This window comes from Paenibacillus sp. P3E (assembly GCF_001909045.1).
In the GTDB taxonomy this organism is placed as follows: Bacteria; Bacillota; Bacilli; order Paenibacillales; family Paenibacillaceae; genus Paenibacillus_AQ; species Paenibacillus_AQ helianthi.
This window is the reverse complement of record NZ_LVWH01000223.1, coordinates 1-25,969: the sequence shown is the minus strand read 5'-3', so window position 1 is coordinate 25,969 and position 25,969 is coordinate 1. Positions and strand designations below refer to the sequence as shown.

Here is a 25,969-nt window from a genome sequence, read left to right as displayed (position 1 = left end):
ATATATAACCACTATATAAGATAAACTTGAAAATTCAATAAAATGGGTAGAAGTGCGGAGGGGAAGTTTGGAACTGTAGGAGCGAACGCGTCCGCCTGAAAGCTTTCCGCAGGAAAGCTCGCATCGGAAGCATAGGCAAGGTTTGGATTTCTACCGCTCCCAGCGGAAAAAATCAGGAAATCCAAACATAACAGCGGCCGGAAGTCCAAACATTCCCCGCAGTTACAACCAGACCCCATTATGAAAATCTAAAGTTTAACTTATATAAATCTCAACCACGAAAGGATTGGGTGATCATGACAGAGCTCACAATGAAGGAAAGATTCGCATTCCGGTTTGTTTTTAATGAAGAGAGAGTGTATCAGCACTGGTATGGCAGGTTTCTAATGTTCGGGACGGATTATGGAAGACTTCGAAGAGTGGTGGCGAGAATCGGCGATTGGCGCAAGTGGTGTGAGATCTGGACGGCAGAAGGAGATGAGGTGTACCGCATTGCGGAAAAGGCACTTGCAGAAGGCAACCTGGGCAAATCCAGGGCTTTGTTCCATGAAGCGGTGGCCTGCTACCATGCGGGTCAACATATCTTTTTTATCGACAGCGTGCAGAAAGAAGCCACACAGGAAAAGGCAAGGAAAAGCTATGTCCGGGCACTCTCTTTGTATAACGACACGGAGAAGCCTGTCCGGGTGGATATCCCGTATCGCGGAGTTTCCATCCCCGGGTATTTGCGGAAAGCAGACACAGAAGGCAGGCCCCTTGTTATTTTTGTGAATGGCATGGATAACATTAAAGAGGCAGAAGGGCATCATTTCGGCTCGGTGTTTAGCGGGCAGGGCTTTAATTTTTTTACATTCGACGGACCGGGACAGGGGGAAATGTGGCGTTCGCTGAAATTTGACGCCCGGGATTACCATTCTGCGGTATCCGCGGTAATCGACTGGTTTGAACAGCAGCCGCCGAGCGGAATAGATCTCACAAGGATCGGCCTTGTCGGCTTTAGTCTGGGGGGATATTTGGCGCCTGAGGCGGCAGCCCGCGATTCGAGAGTGAAATGTACGGCCGGTAACAGCGGTCTGGTGTATATCGGCGGGTTGCGGGGGTTGAAGCAGCTAAATCCGATCTGGCAGCGGGGGGTTACGTATATGACGGGCTGCGAAACACTGGAAGCGGCGCTCCCGCAGTTCAATTATGATATTGAAGAGGCTCCCGCCCTGCGCTCACCGCTGCTCTTTTACCATGCGGGCCGTGATGAGGTGATGCCTTTGCCCAAGACGCATGCAGACAAAATGGTGGGCTGGGCCAAAGGGGAAACGACGCTGAATTATATGGAGGATGCGGAGCATTGCACCATGAATTATCTGGACGAAGTCTTCCCGGAAATTTTGGATTGGTTCAAAAAGCATCTGCGTATGTAACTTGTACGGCGTAGCTTACAAATAATCACAGAAAACAACTGTCTGCAATCCAGGTAGTTGTTTTTTTACAAATGTTACTATTACTCTTAATGTCTGGCGAATAGTGTCCCCCTATATTGCTTTTCTGACCAATACCAAGCTGGTGGCCAACCCGCCGAAGAGCTGGGAGGACCTGAAGAACGGCAATTACAAAATCATCGTGGGCGATGTGACCAAAGCGGCTCAGGCCCAAATGGCTGTGCTCGCCGCAGCGATTGCTTTTGGCGGAGATGAGTCGAACATTGAACCGGGGATTGCCTTCTTTGAAGACCTGGCGAAAAAAGGCCGGCTCTCCAATGCTGAGGCTTCACTTGCCAATATCGAGAAGGGTGAAGTGGAAGTGACGCTGCTGTGGGATTTCAACGCGCTGAACTATAAGGACCAGATCGACAAAAACGGTTTTGACGTGGCGATTCCAAAGGAAGGCAGTGTGGTAAGCGGTTATGCGATGGTCATCAACAAATGGGCCCCGCATCCCAATGCGGCCAAACTGACGCGCGAGTATATTCTTAGCGACGAAGGGCAGATCAATCTGGCGAAAGGCTATGCCCGTCCGATCCGCGACAGCGTGAAGCTGCCGGAGGATGTTGCCGCGAAGCTGCTGCCTCAAGCGGAATACGCCAATGTGAGGCCGGTTGGTGACTATAAAGAAAAACTGGGCGTTTATTATGGTTTGGAGTTAAGTAAGCGGATACGTTAGATTCTTATTTAGAAAGAAAGGGGCATCCCTGCAATGGGAGGCCTTTTAAACTTGCCGTTACAGACAGTGCGGAGGACTGTATCATAAGTAGAGGTGAGCTACTTTCAGTCATTAATTATTTTTGAAGTTAATAAATTTCCTAAATAATGTTGAAAATAATGGGTAAAATAAAAATATTGACAAGATAACATTGATTACGGGTGATATTTAGAAAAAAAATTAAATGAAAGGGTTTGCAATTATTTTTTGCGTATGATAAAATTCAAATTGTTAAGTTAATATATTTACTAAAAGGTGTTGTGACGAATGGCTACAGTAAAAGATATAGCGATAAAAGCCAATGTATCTCCGGCGACGGTTTCCCGTGTTCTAAATAATGATGCCACACTTTCTGTAAGTGAAGGGACGCGCGAACGGATTTTTCAAATTGCAGAACTGATGCAATATAAGCCAAGCCGTGTGAAGCGGCTGAAACAAGAAAGCGATTTATCCAGCAAGCAGGTAGGATTGCTTCTATGGATCTCTACCGATGATGAAAAAGAGGATCCGTATTTCACCAAAATCCGCATTAGTATTGAAAAAAGATGTGATGAGCTTGGAATTCCCATTGGAAGAGTGATCAGAGGAAATGAAGTAGATCCAGCGGCTTGTCAACAAATGGATGGTCTGATCGTGGTGGGTTCTATTGATACGGAGGATATCCATAGGATTTTTCCTAATCACAAGTCTATCGTATTGGTCAACCATACACTTGAAGAATTAAGGGGGTATGATTCGGTCAGTATCAACTTTAAGCAGGCTGTAAAAGATGTGGTTGAACACTTTATAGCTCTTGGATACCGGGATATCGGCATGATTGGGGGACGAGATTACCTTTACAAGCTATGGGCCAAACATGAAGGAGATACTGTGGTAGATAAGCGCCAAGTTTACTTTGAACAACTGATGAATGAAAAGGGACTGTTTAATGAAGATTATATGTTCTTTGGAGATTGGAGTACAGCTAGTGGTTATGAGCAAATGAAAGCGCTTCTCAGAAGGCCAGACCGTCCGAGAGCGTGCTTCGTTGCCAGTGATCCGATGGCCATTGGTGCCCTTCGGGCGTTGCAGGAACAACAGGTAAAGGTGCCTGAGGAGATGGCAATCATAGGATTTGATGATGTAGAGGTTTCGGCATATATGAATCCACCTCTGACAAGTGTGAGAGTTTATCCAGAGCAAATCGGCAGAACGGCTGTACAACTTTTGATGGAACGTTTGGAAGGGAGGGAACCGGCCATTCACGCTGTGATCGAAACTGAGCTAGTGGTTCGGGAAAGCTGCGGAGCACACAAGAATATGAACAAATAAGTTTGTAGATTCCATGGAGGAGGTGATTTATGGAACAAGTTAAACAAAAGACCCAGTCACGGCAATGACTAGGTCGGCTAGGAAAAACACCAATACTATTGTACCGGAAATGGAGTTCGCATTCAACTAAAGTCTGGGGGACAGTATGATGAAAAAACCATTATCTCTTGCTATTGCATTAGTGTTAATATTATCCACTCTTAGCGCATGTGGCGGCAATAAAGATGCATCTGGCAGCAAGAAAGAAGAAGCTTCCGGCGGTGACAAAAAGGTTAAGATCGAGTTTTTCCAATATAAATCCGAAGCTGTTGCCACTTATGATGCATTGATTAAAAAATTCGAAGCCGCTAACCCGGGCATCGACATTGTTCAGACTAACGTTCCTGAAGCAGCTACGGTGCTGAAAACCCGTATAGCCAAGGGTGATGTGCCGGATATCATCTCGGTGGGCGGAGATGCCCAATTCGAGGATCTTTCCAGAAACGGTGTGCTGGCCGATCTTACGAATTACCCGGGTCAGGCCAATGTAATCGAGAACTACAAGAAAACCCTGCAATTGATTACGGGGTCTGAAAAGCTTTACGGCGTGCCTTTTGCCGCCAACGCAAACGGCATCATCTACAATAAAGACGAATTCAAAGCACTGGGGTTATCGGTTCCGACTACTAAGGACGAGATGGATAAGGTCTTGGCTACAATTAAAGCAGCAGGTAAAGTGCCATTTCACTTGGCTTTTAAAGATGCCTGGACCGCGCTGCCTGCTTGGAATGTGTTCGTAGCGGACTTGCAGCCTGCAACGTTCTACGCGGATCGTAAAGCGGGCAAGACCACTTTCGCCGCCGGCCATAAAGAATTGATGGCTCAATATGTTGAGTTTATGCAGAATGGCCAGGAGGGAGACCGTTTCGCCGACGGCTATAATGACGCGAATGCCAAATTCGCCAAAGGCTCCTCCGTAATGTATCTTCAAGGCGTTTGGGCCATTCCGGAGATCCTGAAGGCTAATCCCGATATTAAGCTTGGCGTCTTCCCCTACCCGTTAACCAATGATAAATCCAAGAACTTTCTAGTATCCGGTGTCGATGTATTGTTTGCCCTCTCCGCCTCATCCAAAGCTCCGGAGGAAGCGACGAAATTTATCGACTTCATGATGCAGACAGATAACGCCCAGCAGTATATAAACGAGCAGAAATCCTTCTCCGCCATTAAAGATGTGTTCCAGAACGATGAAGTATATGCGGACCTTAAGCCGGCATTTGAAGAAGGCCGAGTAGCGGACTTTCCGGATCACTATATTAACGGTATGGCCCTTGACGTAATTATTCAAGAGCTGATGCAGAAGAAAAATGTTGATGATGCCCTGAAAAAAATGGACGAAGAATATGACAAATTGGCGAATCGTTAATACCAGAGCCTAAATAGCATTGTAAAAGGGGATGAAAAGCATAATGTCGCTTTTCATTCCTATTTTAATGGGGAGAAGGAGGAATGCATGGTGAAAAGAAAAAATATGGGAACCTACTTGTTACTGGTCTTGCCTGCTTCTATATTGTTTTTTATCTTCCATACCATACCGGCTTTAATGGGCATATTTTACAGCTTTACGGATTGGAACGGACTTCGGCCTACTTACAAAATCGTGGGGTTCGTAAACTATCTCAATGTTTTTAAAGATAAGGATGTTCTGGGTGCATACCTGTTTACGTTCAAATTTGCCATCGTAACGACGATTTTAGTGAATATTCTGAGCTTAGCCATAGCGCTGGCACTGAATAGTAATATTAAATTTAAAAACTTTTTTAAAGGTCTTTATTTTATGCCATATATCTTAAGTATGTTGATTGTTGCTTATATTTTCAATTATTTCTTTGCGAATTTTTGGATTGATATGATGGGATACCTGGGGATTGAGAAGTGGATGGTCAACCCGCTCGGAAATGAGAAGGGCTCATGGCTGGCGATTGTTTTCGTTACTGTGTGGCAATCTGCGGCTTTTAACACGGTATTGTACCTGGCAGGGCTACAAACAATTTCTGAAGATCTGTACGAGGCCTCTGCTCTGGACGGGGCTAATAAATGGAAGGAATTTTGGGGTATAACGTTCCCGATGATTGCTCCATTTTTCACGATAAATATGGTGCTCTCCCTAAAGGGATTTCTACAGGTCTTCGATCAGATTCTTGCACTGACGGGTGGAGGCCCCTTCGGAGTTACCCGTTCGATTGCGTTTTTGATTTACAAGAACGGATTCTCGGGTAATGAATTTGCTTTCCAATCGGCCAATGCTGTTATTTACTTTGTGGTTATTGTGGCAATTTCATTTATCCAGCTTCGTTATCTGCAGAAGAGGGAGCTGAATTTATAATGCGTTTAAACCGGACCAATTGGGTAGCCACTTGTTTTCTTATTGCCGGGTCTATATTTGTGCTATTCCCCTTGTATATGACATTCATGCTGGCAATAAAAAATAACCAGGAAATTGCAAATGGTGTTCTCGCTTTTCCGAAAGAATGGAGATGGGAAAACTTCGGCATCGCTGCTGATCAGGTTAATTATTGGCAAAAGTTTCGGAATAGCTCTATCATCACCATATTGACTGTTACCTTTACACTATTGACCAATTCTTTTGTCGCCTATGCGATAAAGAAAAAATTTGACCATAAGTTTTTTAAAGGTCTTTATTTTTACTTCATCAGTGCGATGTTTGTTCCATTCCCGATTATCATGCTCCCTGTTGTAAAATTGACAGCCAAATTCGGTTTGGATAATCTGTATGGCCTCATAGTGCTCTATATTGTTTATGGCTTATCCTTTAACGTCCTGCTGTATGTAGGATATCTAAGAAGCTTGCCTCAAGAGCTTGATGAAGCGGCTGTTGTAGATGGCGCTTCAGTGTGGCAAACATTCTGGAAGATTGTATTTCCGCTGCTGGCGCCTATTAATGCTACGGTTGCCATTATAACAACGGTATGGGCATGGAATGACTTTTTGCTGCCGCTTATTATGCTGGACCAAGAATCGCAAGCCACTTTGCCGCTTGCACAATTCATTTTCCAATCGAAATTCGGACAGGATACGAACCTTGCGTTCGCTTCCTACTTAATGGCTATGGCACCTATGCTGGTTGTATATATACTGGCGCAAAAATGGATTATCAGCGGTGTTACACGCGGGGCAGTGAAATAACTGTCCAAAATAGGTTTAACTACACAGAGAATAAGGAGAGCAATTATGGCTATCTTTTATCATGAACAAGAGGGGTTATTCCACCTTCAGTCGAAGGACATGAGCTACGTGATTCAACTGGTTCATGGCTATCCCGCCCATGCGTATTGGGGAAAAAAACTAAGTCAGGAAGGGAACCTGACTGGGCTGCTTCAGCATATAGAGCGTTGTTCCTTCATTCCAAATTCGGTCCCGGGAGACAACAGCATATCCTTGGATACTCTGCCCCAGGAGTACCCCCAATATGGAACGGGCGACTTCCGGACTCCAGCCTATCAGATCCAGTTGGAAGACGGCACCAGGGTGACGGAGCTGGTATACAGGACTCACCGAATAGTTCAAGGTAAGCCTTCCCTCGAAGGGCTGCCGGCGGTATATGCAGAAGATGGCGACGATGTACAGACACTTGAACTGGAGCTCAGTGATGAACATTTAGGGCTTACAGTTGTGCTGAGCTATACCGTGTTTGAGACATTCAGCGCCATTGCACGGTCCGTAAAGTTCACCCACAAAGGGAAGGAGCCGTTACGTCTCCTGAAGGCTGCGAGTGCCAGTGTGGATTTTCAGGATGCTGATTTCGATTGGCTAAACCTGTACGGTTCTTGGACCAGAGAGCGTCACATTGAAAGAAGACCCTTAGGCCATGGAGGTATAACCGCCCAGAGCCGCCGGGGCGCAAGTAGTCACCAGATGAATCCCTTTGTTGCTCTGCTCCGGCCGAATGCGGATGAAGACCAGGGGGATGTATTCGGATTCAGCTTGGTGTATAGCGGTAACTTCGAGGCGGAGGCGGAGGTCGATCAGTTCGATACAACGCGGGTATCCATCGGGATTAATGCTTTCGATTTCTCGTGGCTTTTGTTGCCAGGTGAGAGCTTCCAAACGCCAGAGGCCGTGATGGTTTATTCGCCGGAAGGGTTGGGAGGCATGTCTCGCACCTATCATAAGCTGTATCGGACACGTTTATGCCGAGGTGCTTACCGTGACCGGGAACGTCCGATTCTGGTCAATAATTGGGAAGCGACGTACTTCGACTTTAACGCAGACAAGATCGAGGCAATCGCTGCAACGGCCGCTGAGCTGGGGATTGAGCTCTTTGTATTGGATGATGGCTGGTTTGGCAAGCGGGATGATGATACCAGCTCTTTGGGGGACTGGATTGTGGACCGCAATAAGCTGCCCCAGGGCCTGCAGGAACTGGCAGAACGGGTCAATCGACAGGGCCTGCAGTTCGGTCTCTGGTTCGAGCCAGAGATGATTTCTCCCGACAGCGACCTTTATACGAAGCATCCGGACTGGTGTCTGCACGCTCCACAGCGGCGGCGGACGGAGGCCCGGAAGCAGCTGGTTCTCGATATGTCACGGCTGGATGTGCAGGATTATCTGTTTGAATCGCTAAGCGCGGTCCTCGAATCGGCTCCTATTTCTTACGTCAAGTGGGACATGAACCGGAACATGACTGAGATCGGTTCGGCATTGGCAAGTGCGGAACGGCAGTCCGAGACAGCCCACCGGTATATACTTGGACTTTACGAGCTTCTTGAGCGGTTAACGGAAAAATTCCCTAAGGTGTTGTTCGAAAGTTGCTCCGGTGGGGGAGGCCGCTTCGATCCGGGGATGCTGTATTACATGCCGCAGACCTGGACGAGTGACGATACCGACGCAGTTGAGCGTCTCAAGATTCAATACGGCACCAGCATCGTTTACCCAATCAGCACGATGGGCGCTCATGTATCCGCTGTACCGAATCATCAGGTAGGCCGGACAACCCCTCTTGAGACACGCGGAGACGTAGCCATGTCCGGCAACTTTGGCTATGAGCTTGATCTGACTGTATTTACCGAGGAAGAGAAAGCGATAGTCCGGGGGCAGGTGGCTGCATATAAGGAGATACGGTCCTTGGTGCAGCAAGGTGATTTCTATCGCTTAAGAAGTCCTTTTTCAGGCAAGGGGAATGAGACGGCATGGATGTTTGTTTCCGAAGACCGTAAAGAGGCCTTGGTATTTTATTTCCAAGTGCTTGCAGTGCCTAACGCTCCCATGAAGCGCTTGGCCTTGCAGGGCCTAAATCAGGAATGGACCTATAGCGTTGAAGGGCTGGATGATCACAGAGGAGATTTTCTCATGCAGGCAGGCCTCCATATCCCTCAATTTCATCAAGATTACGTAAGCAAATGGTGGAAGGTGAAGGCGGTTCAAGGGTAAGCGGAGCAAGCTATACTTATATCGTTAATTGAACAGTGAAATAATAACCGACCTGATTGGTCGACAGATAAAGAAATACTTGGCATAAGCCTCGAAGCGAGGCCCCACTTTGTGGGGCTATTTTTTTTACAAATCTTACTACTCAGTTTAATATCTGGCGAATAGTGTCCCCCTATACTTCAGTTGGGCAGCGAATAAGCTTGGATCAGAGAGGGAGCCCGCAAATCAGAAATAGGAGTGATAGGGAAATCATGAAAAAAAGATTCGCAAAACTTTTATCCATGGGTCTGCTGTTGTCCTTGCTCGTCCTGTTGCTTGCCGCTTGTGCCAACTCGGAAGCCAAAGCTGATAAAGAGAACGGCAATGCCGGGGCCAAAGAGCTGAGCTTAAACGAAATTGAAGCCGAAGCTACCAAAGAAGGCGCTGTAGTCAGTGTGGGCATGCCGGATTCGTGGGCTAACTGGAAGGATACCTGGAATGATATTACGGCCAAGTATGAAATTACACATACCGATACAGATATGTCGAGTGCAGAGGAAATTGCCAAGTTCGAAGCGGAAAAGGATAAGCCGACAGCCGATATTGGCGACGTGGGCATTGCCTTCGGTCCGGTTGCAGTGGATAAAGGCGTAACCCAGCCCTACAAAACCTCCCATTGGGACGAGATCCCCACTTGGGCCAAGGATAAGGACGGTAATTGGGTTGTGGGTTATCAAGGCAGTATTTCTTTTCTGACCAATACCAAGCTGGTGGCCGACCCGCCGAAGAGCTGGGAGGACCTGAAGAACGGCAATTACAAAATCATCGTGGGCGATGTGACCAAAGCGGCTCAGGCCCAAATGGCTGTGCTCGCCGCAGCGATTGCTTTTGGCGGAGATGAGTCGAACATTGAACCGGGGATTGCCTTCTTTGAAGACCTGGCGAAAAAAGGCCGGCTCTCCAATGCTGAGGCTTCACTTGCCAACATCGAGAAGGGTGAAGTGGAAGTGACGCTGCTGTGGGATTTCAACGCGCTGAACTATAAGGACCAGATCGACAAAAATGGTTTTGACGTCGCGATTCCAAAGGAAGGCAGTGTGGTAAGCGGTTATGCGACGGTTATCAACAAATGGGCCCCGCATCCCAATGCGGCCAAGCTGACGCGTGAGTATATTCTTAGCGACGAAGGGCAGATCAATCTGGCGAAAGGCTATGCCCGTCCGATCCGCGACAGCGTGAAGCTTCCGGAGGATGTTGCCGCGAAGCTGCTGCCTCAAGCGGAATACGCCAATGTGAAGCCGGTTGGTGACTATAAAGTGTGGGAAAAAACCGCGAAGAGCCTTCCCCAGCTGTGGCAGGAACGCGTGCTTGTGCATTTGAACTAACCGTCTTTAGAATCAGTTTTCATACAAGAGATATGGGGGCGCCTGAGCTGTATGCCTAAGGCGCCCGCTTGCTTATTCTTCACGAGAGGAGCGTGCAGGATGAAACAGAGACAACGCGGCCTGATGCTGGCCCTGGCTCCGTTTGTGCTGATGGTGCTGGCCTTTCAGGTGGTGCCTGTCTTCTCCATGCTGTCGGGCAGCTTCCGCAGCTCGGACGAAGCGGGTTTCACCCTGGCCAACTACCGGCATGCGCTGAGCAGTGCCTACTATATGCAGGCGATCAAGAACAGCCTGCTAATCTCCGTCCTCTCCAGCCTGATCGGGGTGGGTGTAGGGCTTCTATGTGCATACTGTATTACCCGCTTTGCCCCTGCGGTACGGGACCGGCTGCTGATGCTGTCCAATATGACCTCGAACTTTGCCGGGGTTCCGCTGGCTTTTGCCTACATTATTCTGCTTGGCAACAATGGCGTGTTCACGCTGCTGTTCAAACAGTGGGGCTGGAGCGTATTTGGCGGATTTAACCTGTACAGCTGGTCCGGTCTGATTCTGGTGTACGTCTATTTCCAGATTCCGCTGGCCTTATTGCTGCTGTACCCGGCGTTCTATGGCATCCGGGAGCAGTGGAGGGAAGCGGCTTCCCTGCTTGGAGCAGGATCCTGGCAGTTCTGGAAGACGGTCGGTCTGCCGGTGTTGTCTCCGGCAATCTTCGGTACACTTGGCATTCTCTTCGCCAATGCGATGGGCGCTTATGCTACTGCCTACGCGCTGGTTGGCGGGAACTATAATCTGCTCGCTGTCCGTATCGGTTCATTAGTTGCTGGTGATGTGGTGACCCAGCCGGAGATGGGCAGCACCCTGGCGGTTCTGCTTGCACTAAGTACGCTGCTGGCTGTGTTCCTTAATCAGCGGATGGTACGGCGGATGGAAGGATTCGGCGGCAGAATTCCTGCCAGGCAGGAGCGCAGCAGCGGACGATCCAACCGGCGCTGGCCAGCAGTCCGTGAGGAGGCGGGACCATGAATACGCGCAAAGCGGGCTTCGCCCCGCGCACCTTCATGCTCCTGCTCATGGTCTATCTGCTGCTGCCGCTGCTGGCAACGGGATTATATGCTTTTGCCCAGGATTGGCAGAATACGCTGCTGCCCCGCAGCTGGACACTTAACTGGTTCAGTGACATGTTCCGGGATATCCGCTTTCTGGAGGCGCTGTGGACTTCGCTGTATCTGTGCATCATCAGCGTGCTGCTCAGTCTTGCCGTGATGCTGCCGGCTGTTTTTGTCATTACGGTTTATTTTCCGCGCTGGGAGAGCTTCATGAAGGGAATTGTTGTTCTGCCTTACGCTGTGCCGGGAGTTGTGGCGGCTGTAGGCCTGATCCGCACCTATTCCTCTGGCCCATTCGACATTTCGGGTACCGCTTATTTGCTGGTAGGGGCGTATTTCGTGGTCATCCTGCCGTATATGTATCAGGGCATCCGCAACAGCTTGCTGAGTGTATCGGCTGTAGAGCTGCTGAATGCCGCTGAGCTGCTTGGGGCCAAGAGACGGACTGCTTTTGTAAATGTGATTCTGCCGAATATCTGGCCGGGGGTCATGGTCTCCGCGCTGTTGTCCTTCTCCGTGCTGTTTGGGGAGTTCGTACTGACGAATATGCTGGTGGGAGGCCATATCCAGACGATTCAGGTCTATTTGTACCAGCGGGTGGGGGAAAGCGGACATTTGGCCAGCGCGATTGCCATTTCCTATTTTGTATTTATTCTGCTGCTGTCGGCCGTGCTGATGAAGCTTGGCATGAAGATTAAAGGGCAGGCGAAGTAAGGTCTAGCGGCCGGAGGTCCACAATAAGGGGGATAAAGGAATGGAAGATTATCTGAAGCTGGAAGGTGTCCGCAAAAGCTTTGGTGATACGCCTGTGCTGGCTGGAGTAGATCTGAACATCGCAGAGGGGGAGCTGATCACGCTGCTGGGCCCTTCCGGCTGCGGCAAAAGCACGCTCCTGCGCTGCATCGCCGGGCTGACTGAGCTGGACAGCGGCAGTATCAGGCTCGCGGACAAGGAGCTGACGAAGCTGCCGCCGCGCAGCAGGGATGTGGGCATGGTGTTCCAATCCTATGCGCTGTTCCCCAATCTGACCGTCAGCCAGAATGTGGAATACGGAATGCGCATGCGCGGCGTTGCACCGGCGGCACGGCGCAGCCGGTGCGAAGAACTGCTGGCGCTGGTCGATCTCGAAGACAAGCGCGGTGTCTATCCGCAGGCGCTGTCCGGTGGACAGCAGCAGCGGGTGGCGCTGGCGCGCTCGCTGGCCGTCCAGCCGAAGCTGCTGCTGCTGGACGAACCGCTCAGCGCGCTCGACGCCAAAATCCGCAAGAATCTGCGCGCGGAAATCCGCGATATTCAGCGGCGGCTGGGCATGACGACGCTGTTCGTGACCCACGACCAGGAGGAAGCGCTGATCCTCTCGGACCGGATCTGCATCATGAACCAGGGGCGCATGGTGCAGGAAGGTTCCCCGGAGCAGCTGTACACAGCGCCCCGCACAGAATTCGCGGCCCGGTTCATGGGCAGCTATAACGTATTCAACCGGGCGGAGGCACTCGCGCTGTTCCGCAGGATCGACAGCCGCTCCGACCGTTTTGCAATCCGCCCCGAGGCGGTAACCCTGCTGGCTGAAGGTGAAGCAATTCAGGATGATGCGGATGGCATGGTGGATGTACGCGGACAGGTTCAGTCCGTGTCGATTCTGGGCAATATCATCCGCGCCACGGTCATGGCCGAGGGGATCAGTCTGACCGTAGACCTGCTGAATGACGGCCGCTGGCTGCGGGTTCGGGAAGGGGATTGTGTGACCCTGTTGCTTGATCCCTCCCAGCTGCTGCATCTGGAGCAGGAGGGGGCGTAGAGGCGGGGATATAAGTCCTGACTCCAAGGCTTAGCGTCGATCCTTTCGCTGGAATGGACGTTTGCTATGTGTATCGCTCAACATTCTTAAACTATGATTACTTTTCGTTGATATACAAATTTATGTGGAAAAACTACCACTAATCAGCTGGCATTACGATATCGCAGCACTGAAGTGGAAAAAGTAAAACTAAAAATCTACTTTCAGCCCGAATTATCCATATTGATCAATATTAAGTGGATTAATTCCAACTAATGCTAGTATTACTACGATTTATCGGAAATTAAGTGTATAAATTCCAACTAATCTCCATCGTGCATAGATGAGCTAGCATTTTCGTTCAGCATAAACGGTATAGAGTTGATTTAGAATCGATCTCTGTGCATCAATGAATCTCTGTAGGAACAGAGAATTCATTGGGTAGTGTATTCTAATTCTTAAATTCGGCTTATACACCGCCAAGCAGCGAACATGCGCGGGGAGGAGGAAGAGTGAGCGCCTGATTTCACTTCTTTCACTTCTTCCGCTTCTTCCACTTCTTCTAATCCTTTCTATGCAAACCCGTTCTGCCCGAATGGCCTTGACTGTTGCCCGTCCGTCGTGCTGTTCATTCCCCGTTCTTGTTCTTCGGCCCGCCTCTTCGCTCTCCACTGTCCCGTCTCTTGCCCTGTCCAGTGAACCTCCCGAGTGACCATATTCATGCTATAATGGGAAGGCATTGTAGAGGGATTTACAGGAAGGAGCAGTACCCTGATGGAAGTAACTGCACAAGAGGTAGCGGAGTGGATGGTCAAGGAGATCCGTTTTACGGGAACCCTGTACCAGACCGCTGCGATTGAATATGTGAAGGCTAATTTTGGCGAGCAGTTTGTATTTGTGAATGAGAACGGGAATGCTTCGTTGTCCAAGGATGTGAAGAAGGCCTTCCGCAAGCTGCACGGCGGAAGAATCGCCTGGGACCGTGACGGATTCCTGTGGGCATGGACTTGAAATATGCCCCCGGGCCAGCTATGATGCTGGTGACCGTTGAAGCCCTTTTTGCTTGTCCAGTAGAAGAAGTATAGAAGCTGACTATAAACCACATGCGGGGCATCTCCTACATGTGGTTTTTTTCTATGTCCAAATCCCTAAAAAAGGAAAAAATAGAACATCTTAATTCTACAGGAATAAATTCCGATAATGATAGAGTCCTGTACATCGAAAGTCACGAATACATAAGGGTAAAGGGACTGAAAACCGAGTTTGGAACAAAGGCAAATCCGTACGAAAGTCGGAGACGCAAAGCCACGGGCCTACTTCATCCGGGAAGGATGTTAGGGCAGCCGGGCCGCTCAAGGCACTTGGTTTTTTGGCGTGCCTACAAATAGTGCTGGGGGAGAGAAGTGAATGAGGTTGGAAAGGGAAATGAAGTTGTCGCGGCCCCTTGTGGCCGCAGTGGCGGTGGTATGTATGCTTGGAGGCCTGTTAAGCGGGGGGTTCAGCATGAAGCAGGTCTCGGCAGCGGGGACAGATCCGGGCAGAACGGACTACAGTGTATCCGGTGACCGGATCGTATGGCTGGAAGCAGATGCAGGCGGGGTCAAACAGGTGCACGCGCTGAATCAATCCAGTGGTGCGGGTACGGTACTTACGACGAGCTCATCCGCCAAGGACGCCCCTTCTGTGGGCGGCAGTATTGCCGTGTGGGCGGACAAGGGAACGGAGCAGGAAGCTTCCCTGAACTGGGATATCTACTCTGCAAATCTTGCAACAGGCACCCGCATCAAGCTTAACAAGCAGTCCGGCCAATATGGGAATCCGACTACGGATGGAGTTGGCGTGGTCTGGTACGAGCGCAAAAATTACGGCAGCATGATCTATCATGATCTGGCTACGGGGGTTGAAGCCGACCTCGGCGAAGGACGGTTCCCGGTACTGGCAGGTGGAGATGTGGTGTATAAGAATGCCCGTGACGGGGGCCTCAGTCTGCTGGATGTAAGCAGTGGAGTCACGCGTGCGCTTATTAGTCTGGGCGGAGCGAATTACGTGGACTGGTTTGTTTTTAACGGGAGCCATGTGCTGTTTAAGCAAAAGAACGGCGCCTCTGAGAGTAAGTATGTGCTTCTGAATATCAAAGACCTGACGGCACAGCCTGTGGATCTCACGGAGATGAAGCCTGGAGGAACAGAGTATGCCTTCATGTCCATAGGCGGAGGACAGGCCGTTTTTCAAGAGGATGTTAACGGTGCAGTTACGCTGCAGCAGGTGGATCTCTCTACTTATGCAGTGAAGCCTTTGCCGGCGGTACCGGCCGGGGCGAAGCTGATCGGAATTAACGGAAGTAAGCTGTTGTACAGCAAGAAAGACGACTACATAGAATCAGTGGAATTAAAAGATGGAAACCTCCCGACTCCAAGTCCGGGAACAACTCCATCCCCGGGTACAACGCCAAATCCAGGTACCGGCTCGAACTCGGGCTCAACCCCGGAAGTGAAGATCCCTGTAATAACCGGAGCCAAGGATAGTCAGGTTATCGGCAGTGCTGGCGGTATCTTGTCTGTACTGAATGGCTTGGCGCGGCTGGAGATTTCAGCAGGAACCTTCAAGGATAATACCACTGTAAGCTTGGCCCAGGCAGAGCTGGAGACACAGGCACTGATCGACGCAAACGGCAAAAAACTGCTGAAGGCAGGTTCCGCCTGGCAGATACAAGCGAGTTCTCCATTTCTGATCCCGGCCAAACTGGCGGTTCAATATCCCAAGGAAGAGCCTTGGACGACAAGTCGTGAGAAGCTTGGAATCTACAGCTACAATCCGGCAAAAGGCAACTGGACCTATATCGGGGGAGTGACTGCAGCGGAGAATGGATTTGTGCAGGCCAAGATTACAGCCTCCGGACTGTATGCGGTTATGCTGCGTGATATTGATTTCACAGATTTGTCAGGCCATTGGGCACAGCAACAGGTAGAGGTACTCGCCGCAAGAGGAATCGTGAACGGGATGAACGGAACCGTGTATGCGCCAAAAGGTATTTTGACCCGGGCGGAATTCACGAAGCTGCTGGCAGCAGCTCTTCAGTTGCAGCCGGTGCAGCCGGATACGGCGACCTTCCGTGATGTCCCAGCGGCGAACTGGTCTTACCCTTATGTGGAGGCGGCAGCCAAGGCCGGAATCGTAACCGGCGAAGCCGGACTATTTCATGGTAATGATCCGCTGACCCGTGAACAGATGATGGTGATGCTAATGCGGGCGATTGACAGCACTACGGGCAACAAGGCTACTGCTGCGGATGCGGTCAAGCGTGAGGCTGGACTCTCCGGATTCAAGGATAATGACAGCATTAGCGCATGGGCACGGGAATCTGTAGCTGCTGCAGTCGAGAAGAAGCTGGTGCAGGGCAGCGCACAGCTTTTGAAGCCTAAGCATTCATCCACGAGAGCCGAGGCGGCTGTCATTATGTACAAGCTGCTGGCCGAGTTGAAATTACTCTAACTTATAACGGATAGGAGATCAGTCTATGACATTTCGAAAGATAACAAGGAAGTGGCGCAGCGGTAGTATGAAAACACGTGTGAACCTTATGCTTGCGCTGCTGCTGGTCCTCTCTTACGTCCCGGTTGTTCCGGGACTTACCAAGCTCACCTCATCAGCCTTTGCGGCGACCAACATGCGGATTGAGCCCAGTGAGCTGAGCCCGGGACCCGGTAAAAGTGTTGAAATCTCGTTCAGCTTCAATGCGGCGGATGACGGCCAGGAGTCTCACAAGACCAACATCAACCTGTGTACTCCGCAAAAAGACGGTTCTGCCCCGCTCCTGGGGGATCTGATTACGAGCGGAGATTATCAAACGAAACAGAACGGTCAATACATCGTTCACAAATATCAGTGGGATGGCAAGATTGGAGGCGTACCGCTGGAGGAAGGGCGTTATAACGTCTGCATCTCTCCTGCCGAATATAACGGAGTTGGCGTATACTACGGGCAAATTGCCAGCTTCGAAATTCTTGGCGGCGACGAAGTAGCCCCTCCGGCAGCATTGCAGATCAAACCTGCTGCCTCTGGACAATCTGTGGTATCCGGAACTGCTGAACCAGGAACCCTGCTTGAATTAGAGCTCTACTATCCATCCAGTAGGGAGGAAAAGCTGTTCTCCAATATTGCAGTCAATAACGCAGGACAATGGAGCCAGCAGATCGGGATCACACCGGGTGAAGCCGCGCATATCACGGCGAGAGCGAAGAAAGACGGCAAGCTCTCAGGGTATTCGGAGCCGCTTGCGGTGCTGCGTGCACCTATGCCTGCTTTTTCAATCAGCTGGGAAGCCCTGGCGGCTTATTATTATAAGCTGGATACGGTGCAAGCCATGAAGGAGAAGGCACAAGACATTGCCGTCCTGAACCAGTCTGCTGCTTCCTCGGGAACGGTCAGCGGACTGAGCTCCATTCTGCTGGTCAATCCGCAAACTACCCGGAATATCTCCAGCGGCGATCTGACGCAATTTACGGAAGCTGCCATTCATGACCGGCTGCGGATCGTGAACCCGTCCGGACAGGCGCCGGTTGATCCGGCCCGGGGTGATTTTGTCTACTCGACAGATTCAATTACATTGCAGGCATTGATGCCGCTGCAATTCGGGTTGAGCTATTTAAGCCGTGACCCGTTCACAGGTGTCGCTGGACTTGGCTGGCATCATAGCTATGAATGGAAACTGAAACCGCTGAGCGGCGGCAAGGTGGAGGTCATGAGCCCGGACGGTTCGCTTTTTGAATATGTACCGTTGTCCGGAGGAGCGTATCTGACCCCGCGCGGGACCGACTGGACGCTAAGTGCGCCATCTGCCGGGACCTATACCCTCACATCGCCTCAAGGCGATGGTTACCGCTTCAATGCGGAAGGATTGCTGCAATCGGTCACGGACTTGAATGGGAATAAGATCACTTTTTCATATCAGGGAACGAAGCTGGAGGCGGTCAATACAGCCGGGGCATCCCTAAGTCTAAGCTATGATGGAGCAGGCAAGCTGATTGCTGTAAGTGACCCGGCCAGCCGGCAAATGTCATTTCATTACGATACGGCAAGTGGAGATCTGACCTCGATTACAGATGTGGACGGAGCCACAACCAAGCTTACCTATGATAACAGCCATCATGTACTCAGCGTAACGGATGCCAAGGGTGCTGCGACGATGGGCGTAGCCTATGATGACCATCAGCGTGTGACCAGCTTTACCGACTTTTACGGGAATACGAGTTCTTCGAGCTATGAAGGGCGCGTGGCTCCAGTGGTCCGGGGCGAAGAGCCTGATGACGGTCAGACAGGGATAGACCCTGCGAATGGACGGGATATTCCGGACTCGGATGAAGTGATTTTGTCTGGTACGATGAACAATCTCGCCCATGCACCGGCATATAAGAAGGTAGAAGGGCTGAAACCACTCATAGCCGATTATTTAGCGGCCAGCATCGGAACCATTGAGAGCAAACGGAATGCTTATATTGCCTCAGCAGTTGCCGCTCCAGGCGGGATTGCTGACATTCAAAGTGCGATTGCGTCCAGCAGTATTTCACCTGCAGTGGTCAGTTCGGGCCAGCTGAATGTGGAAGAGAGCGTTACGTTCGGATCACCGAGCAAGCCCGTAGTCCTGATCCTGGACGGGATGAATACAAATAAAGATATCACCGTGCGCGTATACGGCACATTGATTCTGAAGCAGGGACTGAACGCCAACACCAAGCTTGCACTCGATGTGCAGAAGGTCCAAGGCTTATACGGCAATCTGTGGTCCGGGGGAACGATTCATCTCAACAATGATTCTTCCGTTACTGTGGGGGATACGCTGCAAACCGGCAGTCTGACCTACAACAGCGGCGGGCTGACCATAGATGCGAAGCGGATTCTGATTGCGGGAGATTTGTCGATCAACACCCGTGTGGAGATGAACATTGCCCAGGAAATGGTCGTCGGCGGGATTGTGTCCAATAACCAGACCGCGAATTTGACGGTAACCGGCGGTGACTTATTCGTCCGTGACAATGTTAGTGTCAACAATAATCTGAATGTGCAGACTGGCGGGCTATTCGTTCTTGGCGGAGATATGACCCCGAACCAGACCCCTATCGTTCATGCGGGTGTAGGGACAGGCCAGACGATTTTGACCTATTCACAAAGTGGTGCCAACAGTGCAAACGGGGCCAATGGAGCGAACGGTGCCAGTGGTACCAGCAGTGCCAGCAATGCCAATGGAGCCGACAGAGCCAGTTCCGGACATGCTACAGCGGCAAGTACTGCCGGATTAGCCTCTTCGATCACCACTACGGCGAACAAGACCACATGGACCAATGCGCTGCATCAAGATACAACTTATGTATGGAACAACAATTTCAAGGTTGCACAGCGCCAAGCGGCGAATGGAGCCATCGTTAAATACAGCTATGATAGCAGTGACCAGGTAACAGGCATTACGGATGCTAACGGCAACAAAGGGAAATTGGCTTACGACGAGCGCGGAAATGTAACGCAGAGGACGGATGAGAGCGGTTATTCCACACTCACACGTTATAATGCCTTGAACCGTCCGGTTGAGGAGATCGATGCGCTCGGCAACCGCTCCGCGTATGCTTACGATACGGCAGGCAACCTGGTCAAAAGTACGGACGCCCTTGGCCACGCAGTCGCCATTGCCTGGGACAGCAAGGGAGTTCCTCTCTCCGTGACCGATGCGGAAGGGCATACCACGGCTTACACCAACGATGCCGACGGATTCGCCAAGGAGATCAAGGACCCAAGCGGCTACACGACCATTATTGAACGTGATACCCTGCACCGGACCACTCAGATCAAGGATGCGGAAGGCAAACTGCAGGCCGTTGAATATGACAAGAAAGACCGTGGGGTTACTGTCACCAATGCACTGGACCAGACGAGCAGCGTCACCTATGATGCCAATGGCAATCCGGTGGAGCAGACAGATGCAGCTGGAACCAAGAAGGTTAGCAACTATAATGTGTACCGTCTGAGCGGCACAGAGGACGCATTCCATAACAGTACCAGCCAGACCTATGATGCGCTTGGCCGTGTCAAAGAAGCGAAGGACGAAGCCGGAGCTGTTACGGCTTACAGCTACGACAGTGTCGGACAGCTGGAGGAAGTTACTGATGCTGAAGGCCAGGCGAGCAAATATACCTATGACGATAACGGAAACATGCTTACCCAGAAGGATGCAAAGGGTAACATTACCTCCTACACGTACGGTAAACGTAATGAACTGCTGAGCGTAACCGATCCGCTTGGGGCCAAGACCCGTTACCGCTATGATGCGGCAGGCCATACCATCAAAGAGACGGATGCGCTGGGCAACAGCACCTACTATGACTATAATGCGCTTGGACAATTGGTGAAGGAAACGGATGCGCTGGGTGCAGTAACCGAATACCAGTATGACAAGAACGGCAACCAGGTCGCTGTCATCGACCCTAATCATTCGGTCTGGACGACCAAATACGACAGCCGGGGACTGGATGCCGGAACCATCAATCCGCTGAATGAAGAAACGACAGTCACCCGCAATGACCGCGGACTAATGACTGAATTTACAGATGCGGCGGGACAAAAGACTTCTTACGAATACGATGCGCTGGGACGCAGCACACTGGTGCGCAATGCCCTTGGGTATGAAACCTCCTATACCTATGACGCCCAAGGCAACATAGAGAAGATCGTGGATGCCAATCATCATGAGACGGCCTTTACGTATGATCCGCTCGGCCGCTTGACGGAAGTGAAGAATGCAGAGGGCAGTACTACTAAGTACGCCTACGACGCCTCCGGCAACCTGCTGGACAAGACCAACGCACTGGGAGCGGTGACTTCTTACCAGTACGATGCACTCAATCGGGTGACTGAATCAGTGAATCCGCTGCAGGAGAAGACGACCCTTGCCTATGATGCCAACGGCAATCTGCAGAAGATCACAGAACCGGACAGCAATACAACCGTGTATGCCTATAATAAGGGCAATCAGGTGGAGCAGATTAAGTACGGCAGCAATCTTACGGTAAAATATGAATATGACCTTGCGGGACGTCGTACCCTCATGACAGACAGTACCGGGAATACGCGGTATACCTATGACGCACTGAACCGGCCAACGTCAGTCATTGATCCGCGCGGCAATAACGTGCGTTATGAATGGACCGCAACCGGACAGCGGAGCCGGATCATCTATCCGGATAACACCGTGGTCAGCTATGACTACGATAAGTTAGACCGGATCAAGCAGGTGACGGATGCGCAGAACCAGATCACCAGCTATCAATATGATGCGGGCGGCCGCCTGACCGAGAAGCTGCTGCCGAACAGCGGGAAGAGCACCTATAGCTATGACGGCGTGGGGCAATTGCTGGAGATGAAGCATACGGCGGCGGGCGGCGGGCTGTTGGAGCAGCTAACCTATGTCTATGATCCAGCTGGCAACAAAACACGCACAGAGCGCCTGGAAGGCGGAAGTGATGAGGATAATCCGAGCGGAGCTCAGCGTCCGGCAGATATCTCAGACTACGCTTACGATGCGCTGAACCAACTGGTGCAGGTGCAGAAGCAGAACGGCTCCAAGGTCGTCTACTCCTACGATACCGTGGGCAACCGGTTAGGAAAAGAAACCACAGAAGCCGGAAGTACCGCCATGGAGAGCTATACCTACGATGCAGCGAACAAGCTGACCCATTTCGAAAAAGGTAGCGACTACAAAGACTACATCTATGACAAGCGCGGCAATCTGCTGGAAGTGAGCGGGATCGACAGCGAATCGGCTCTGAAGCTGTTCACGGCGCAGGCGAATGCGCAGAAGATTTCAGTACCGGATAGTGTTTACTCGGATACAAAGGGACTGGAAGCGGGCAAGAATGCAGGTGCAAATGCTGGAGCAGTCACAGCGACAGGCGCAGGTGCAACTACAGATGCAGTCACAACTACAGGTACTGTCAAAACGACAGATGCGTTGTCTGGGCTGTTAGATCCGTTATCAACGATTGCAGGTCCTTCCGTGAGTCCTGCGGGAAACATCTCACCAGATGCGGCCGGAGCCCCATCATCCGCACTGCCGGATGCGAAGCTTGAAACAGGAGTCACGGACGAGGTCTACGGGGCAGAGAAAGCTCTTAGCCCTGAAGCAATGCTGAAGGCAGCGCTGGCTGCAGGCCCGCAAGTGCTGGAGAGCAACCGCTGGGATGCTTCGAACCGCCTGATAGGGAACACGAATACGTCCGGCGACATCACCACGTACCAGTATGACGGTGACGGCAACCGGGTCAGCATGCGGACCACCCTCGGAGACGGTGCGATTCAGGATGCGTACCCGCCAGGAAATCCTGCCTGCAACCGGGATGGCTGGGAGCCGCAGTACAAGAAGCGGCAGCTGGACATTTATTTTACCAATGACATCACCATGGGCATTCCGCAGCCTTTGACCGCAAGCGGAGCAGACGGACAGAACTGGAAGCAGTCGTATGTGTACGGAGCCGGTGAAGAACGGATCAGCATGAGCTATCTGGTAAGCGGAGACGCGAGCAACGATTGGGAGCCGACCGCCGGAGCCAGCGGAGCTAGCGCTGTGTCTGCTGCGCCGAAGACACTCTTTTACTTGAGTGATGCACAGGGCAGCGTCATCGGCCTGGAAGGCCAGGACGGCAGCATGTCCGCACGGTACCGCTACGACGAATTCGGCGTAGCTGAGAAACCGGAGAAATTCGACCTGAACGGATCCGGCCCGGACAACGTGTTCGGCTACACCAGCTTGGGCTACGATTACTACAGCGGCTACTCCCATGCGCAGGCGCGGGATTTTGACTCGAGTATTGGGCGGTTTATAAATGAGGATACGTATGAAGGGCAGATCGATAATCCGCTTAGTTTGAATTTGTATACGTATGTGAGGAATAATCCACTAAGATATATGGATCCAAGTGGACATAAGGATATTGATAGTACACCTAAGTTTGGGGATCCAGTCTATGGTACTGCAATTCATATGCAAGTAAAGAATACATTTCAACCTATTATGAATGGGTTATTAGGACCCAACGCTTTTCAATATAATTACAAAGTGAACTATGTAGATGGAACTTACGGTTACGCAGACTTTGTGATTAATACACAAGGAACACTCCAAGTTTATGAATTGAAACCTATCACATATTATAAAAATGCCCAGAGGAATATTGATGGGAAAGCGCAACTAAGCAAGTATGTTAATGGTTTGAACTTAGAGGGGAAACCTGCTGTGAGAGGTGTTTTATGGAACCCCGATAAGGTCAGATTAAAACACCCATATGATCCAACCAAAGAAATTGTACTTGAAACACATTATTCAACAGATCCAGGGATGATATACTATTACGAAAGAAGGAAAACATCTACTGAAGAACCGGTTTATATTACAGTACCACTACCTGAAAAGGAGGAGGAGAAGGAGACGAATAACAATTTACTAAAGGCGGGAACAATTACCGGTGGTGCTTATGTAACTTATAGAGTTATTCGATTCGTTCCGTCCTTATTACCGCCATTATGGTGGACTATCCCGGAAAACGCAGTAATTCCTTAACAGTAGATTGGAGTGTGAAGTATGCAGCTAGTCATAAACTTTGACCGTCAATTAGATGAAGAGACCTATTATTTAGTGGATGGCCTTGCAAGAACAAGAAGAATGAAAAGAGATGTTACGATACTCTCTACAATAGTTCCAGGTAAGGACGTGGGGATAGATGGAGAATTTTATTATAATCCACTGGATTTTTCAGATTCTGGACAGAGCATAGATCCCTCCATTGTTGATTATAATACTCCGCCAAGCTGCCAGCCGGATCTCTGGTTGCATTGGAAACCGACCAGAGATCGTAAGCAAATGATATGGGCCGACAGCGAACAAACGGTAAATATTTTGGAATGGTTAGTTTATTTGATTCAAAAAGTTTTTGGACCAAAAGGTTATTTCTTGAGTGGAGATGTGCAAGTCTCCGACTCGCTCAGAATAAGGATAGAGAACAGTGAGCTTTTATTGAATGAAAGAGCTATTGATGCTATGGAAATTTTGATGAATATTATGATGTCAAATATGAGAGTGGATTTGAATACATCAATTGTACCCGGACGAATACTCAAGATGGAAATGTCTCCTGATCAGAAATGGGCCATAGAGGTCGAAGACACCAGTTCGGAACTAATAACGGTATTATCGTCGGTTGAGAATGAGATCACCTTGGTACAGTTGTATAGTGATGTATTATTCGGTTATTCTGGCCGTCTCGAACTGGATACTAAAGCTATCGAAATTCATTGGAGTGATGATGCAATGAGATCCGGAGTTGTCTTTGACGGTATTCTAGTGACAGTCTATGACTTGGCAAACCAAAGAATGATAAAGTCCACGATGAGTGGTGGTAAACTGACCCCTGTTCCTGCTAATTATTTTGAGGAAGGGATTATTGGAAACTCGGGACAAATAATTAGTATATAGTTGAATAGGGATTTTTGATATAGCTGATTTTGTATGGTTTCCATATGAAAATCAGCTTTTTTTTCAACAACTTATTGCAAACGTAGACAGCATCTCAGCACGTTATCGCTACGACGAATTCGGCGTGGCCGAGAAACCGAAGGAATTCGACCTGAACGGGTCCGGCCCGGACAACCTATTCAGCTACACCAGCCTGGGCTATGATTACTACAGCGGCTATTCCCATGCGCAGGCGCGGGATTTTGACTCTAGTGTGGGGCGGTTTATTAATGAGGATACGTATGAAGGAGATATTAATAATCCGCAGACGTTGAATTTGTATACGTATGTGCAGAATAATCCGCTCAGTTATACTGATCCAAGTGGACATAAAGTTTCCGGGAAATTAGGTATGGGCTTTGCTTCCTCTGCCAGCACAGTTAAAAGTAAGATCAAGAAGGCTCGTGCTGGAGGAGTAGGTTCGAAAGCATATTGGGATGCTAGAGCATGGCTTGGTTCGCAAGCCAAATGGTTTTTCCCGAACGCAAAAAAAGACAATAATAATTACTTTAAGTACCTGTTCAACATGGCTACAAAGACCAGCAAGAATCCGAAAGATAACACGGATGGAAAAGCAGGCTGGGCTGAAAATGAAATGGCATCAATGTTTGCAAAAGAAAGAAGCTGGCAGATTAATGATACTTTAAATTCTATAGCATTTGCCTTACCTGAAATACAGTTGGTCAAGGTTGCTCCCAGAGCAGCGGTAATTGCAGAAGATGCGGCTGCGAGCGCAATGGTTGGGAGGACGACTGAAAAATTTGCATTAGGTCTAGATAATTATTTAGAAAAGTTTGCATCGAGCCAAGGGGCAAAAACTTGGAGGAGCTATCTGGATGCAGCAACTTGGCAATCTACAGTATTGGATAATCTGATTAATCCTAATGTACAAATTGTTTTTGATTTAACTGATGTAAATGTTTGGGCTGGTGTTACAAGAGCGGCAAGAGGTGCAGGTGGTCCTACAGATTGGGAACTACTGCAAATTAAGAATAATTCACAATGGTGGAATAAAATTAAATGGTTTATTGATGGAATTGAAGTTCCAAATCCATTCCAATAAAAAGAAAGAAGATGATTACTATTTTAAGTAATTTAAAAGGAAGAAAATTTCAATTCTGGCACTATAAAATTAGTCATGGGGAATTACTTATTAGAAGTCCCAAGAATGATAAGTACCTTGAAAATATTGATGTAATGTTTATTGGTGTTCAATATGTAGAATTACCTAGAGTGC

The 25,969-nt window shown here is 49.8% G+C and carries 16 protein-coding genes, 1 pseudogene and 1 riboswitch; of the genes and pseudogenes, 16 read left to right on the top strand and 1 reads right to left on the bottom strand.

Annotation, left to right across the window (positions count from 1 at the left end; translation table 11 throughout):
• Positions 1-296 precede the first annotated feature (296 nt).
• The 11 genes and pseudogenes from A3842_RS28955 (at position 297) to A3842_RS28905 (ending at position 13,202) form a co-directional block, all read left to right on the top strand.
• Positions 297-1,415: an alpha/beta hydrolase family protein gene (locus A3842_RS28955; RefSeq protein WP_074103613.1), complete on the top strand. Its 1,119-nt coding sequence runs from the start codon at positions 297-299 to the stop codon at positions 1,413-1,415.
• A gap of 115 nt (positions 1,416-1,530) precedes the next feature.
• Positions 1,531-2,103 (top strand): annotated as a pseudogene (locus A3842_RS28950) (ABC transporter substrate-binding protein); the annotation flags it as partial.
• Between the two features lie 357 nt (positions 2,104-2,460).
• Complete coding sequence (locus A3842_RS28945) at positions 2,461-3,504, top strand: LacI family DNA-binding transcriptional regulator (protein ID WP_074088873.1); 1,044 nt, start codon at positions 2,461-2,463, stop codon at positions 3,502-3,504.
• Between the two features lie 148 nt (positions 3,505-3,652).
• Positions 3,653-4,909, top strand: a complete 1,257-nt coding sequence (locus tag A3842_RS28940) for an ABC transporter substrate-binding protein (protein WP_074103612.1) — start codon at positions 3,653-3,655, stop codon at positions 4,907-4,909.
• A gap of 87 nt (positions 4,910-4,996) precedes the next feature.
• Positions 4,997-5,869 carry a carbohydrate ABC transporter permease gene (locus A3842_RS28935; protein ID WP_074088875.1) on the top strand — a complete coding sequence of 291 codons (873 nt, stop codon included), beginning with the start codon at positions 4,997-4,999 and terminating at the stop codon, positions 5,867-5,869.
• On the top strand, positions 5,869-6,690 hold the full coding sequence (locus A3842_RS28930) for a carbohydrate ABC transporter permease (protein WP_074088876.1): 822 nt from the start codon (positions 5,869-5,871) through the stop codon (positions 6,688-6,690). The genes A3842_RS28935 and A3842_RS28930 overlap by 1 nt, the downstream gene beginning before the upstream one ends.
• A gap of 45 nt (positions 6,691-6,735) precedes the next feature.
• A complete protein-coding gene (locus A3842_RS28925) occupies positions 6,736-8,934 on the top strand; it encodes an alpha-galactosidase (RefSeq protein WP_074103611.1) in 2,199 nt (732 codons plus the stop codon).
• A gap of 251 nt (positions 8,935-9,185) precedes the next feature.
• A complete protein-coding gene (locus A3842_RS28920; protein ID WP_074103610.1) occupies positions 9,186-10,298 on the top strand; it encodes an ABC transporter substrate-binding protein in 1,113 nt (370 codons plus the stop codon).
• A 99-nt stretch (positions 10,299-10,397) separates the two neighbouring features.
• Complete coding sequence (locus tag A3842_RS28915) at positions 10,398-11,321, top strand: ABC transporter permease (protein ID WP_074103609.1); 924 nt, start codon at positions 10,398-10,400, stop codon at positions 11,319-11,321.
• Positions 11,318-12,118, top strand: a complete 801-nt coding sequence (locus tag A3842_RS28910) for an ABC transporter permease (RefSeq protein WP_074103608.1) — start codon at positions 11,318-11,320, stop codon at positions 12,116-12,118. Before A3842_RS28915 ends, A3842_RS28910 begins: the two co-directional genes overlap by 4 nt.
• Positions 12,119-12,158: 40 nt before the next feature.
• Positions 12,159-13,202, top strand: a complete 1,044-nt coding sequence (locus A3842_RS28905; RefSeq protein WP_074103607.1) for an ABC transporter ATP-binding protein — start codon at positions 12,159-12,161, stop codon at positions 13,200-13,202.
• 551 nt (positions 13,203-13,753) lie between these two features.
• Here the strand turns inward: A3842_RS28905 and A3842_RS32765 are convergent.
• Entirely contained in the window at positions 13,754-13,921 is a 168-nt protein-coding gene (locus A3842_RS32765; protein WP_178382431.1) for a hypothetical protein, read from the bottom strand.
• 34 nt (positions 13,922-13,955) lie between these two features.
• On the opposite strand from A3842_RS32765, the gene A3842_RS28900 reads away from it, so the two are divergent.
• The 5 genes from A3842_RS28900 (at position 13,956) to A3842_RS28875 (ending at position 25,795) form a co-directional block, all read left to right on the top strand.
• Positions 13,956-14,192: a DUF6953 family protein gene (locus A3842_RS28900; protein WP_074086607.1), complete on the top strand. Its 237-nt coding sequence runs from the start codon at positions 13,956-13,958 to the stop codon at positions 14,190-14,192.
• A gap of 252 nt (positions 14,193-14,444) precedes the next feature.
• A riboswitch (cyclic di-GMP riboswitch) is annotated at positions 14,445-14,537 on the top strand.
• Between the two features lie 51 nt (positions 14,538-14,588).
• Entirely contained in the window at positions 14,589-16,673 is a 2,085-nt protein-coding gene (locus tag A3842_RS28895; RefSeq protein WP_074103606.1) for an S-layer homology domain-containing protein, read from the top strand.
• Positions 16,674-16,698: 25 nt separating this feature from the next.
• The gene (locus A3842_RS28890; RefSeq protein WP_143186398.1) at positions 16,699-23,781 is read left to right on the top strand and encodes a DUF6531 domain-containing protein; all 7,083 of its coding nucleotides are present in this window, start codon (positions 16,699-16,701) and stop codon (positions 23,779-23,781) included.
• A gap of 21 nt (positions 23,782-23,802) precedes the next feature.
• Complete coding sequence (locus A3842_RS28880) at positions 23,803-24,693, top strand: hypothetical protein (protein ID WP_074103605.1); 891 nt, start codon at positions 23,803-23,805, stop codon at positions 24,691-24,693.
• Positions 24,694-24,697: 4 nt separating this feature from the next.
• Positions 24,698-25,795 carry an RHS repeat-associated core domain-containing protein gene (locus A3842_RS28875; protein WP_083609784.1) on the top strand — a complete coding sequence of 366 codons (1,098 nt, stop codon included), beginning with the start codon at positions 24,698-24,700 and terminating at the stop codon, positions 25,793-25,795.
• Positions 25,796-25,969 lie beyond the last annotated feature (174 nt).